Origin of the sequence: Mesorhizobium sp. M4A.F.Ca.ET.050.02.1.1, from assembly GCF_003997725.1 — a bacterium.
In the GTDB taxonomy this organism is placed as follows: Bacteria; Pseudomonadota; Alphaproteobacteria; order Rhizobiales; family Rhizobiaceae; genus Mesorhizobium.
Map to the genome: position 1 here is coordinate 1 of NZ_RZSG01001556.1, position 395 is coordinate 395.

Annotated in this window: 1 protein-coding gene; it reads right to left on the reverse strand. The window is 65.6% G+C overall.

Annotation, left to right across the window (positions count from 1 at the left end; all coding sequences use genetic code 11):
• A partial coding sequence (locus EOA33_RS38615; RefSeq protein WP_145989634.1) for a LysE family translocator occupies positions 1 to 392 on the reverse strand: 392 nt, incomplete at its 3' end.
• Positions 393 to 395 lie beyond the last annotated feature (3 nt).

A 395-nucleotide genomic window follows, 5' to 3' on the forward strand; every position in this document is an offset into this window, starting at 1 on the left:
ACATAGAACAACGGCATCTTCGGATTGCCGAGATTGAGCGCGACGCCGGTGGCGAAGGTCGCCAGCAGGCCCCGCCGGCCGGAGACGGGCTGCAGGTCAGGCACCACTGGCACGGCAGTCCACAGCCTGATGCCCATCCAGATCAGATAGGCCGCGCCGCCATAGCGCAGCATGGTCATGACGATCGCCATCTTGGCGGCGATGATCGACAGGCCGAAGGCGGCGAGCGCCAGGAAGATGAGGATGCCGACCACCGTGCCCGCGCCGTAGGCGATGCCCGACGCGGCGCCATTGGAGAGGGTGCGGGCGACGATCGTCATATTGTCCGGACCTGGGCTCGCGGCAAAGACGAAGAAGGCTGCCGCGAAGGCAAGCAGGGTCGCAATGTCCATGAA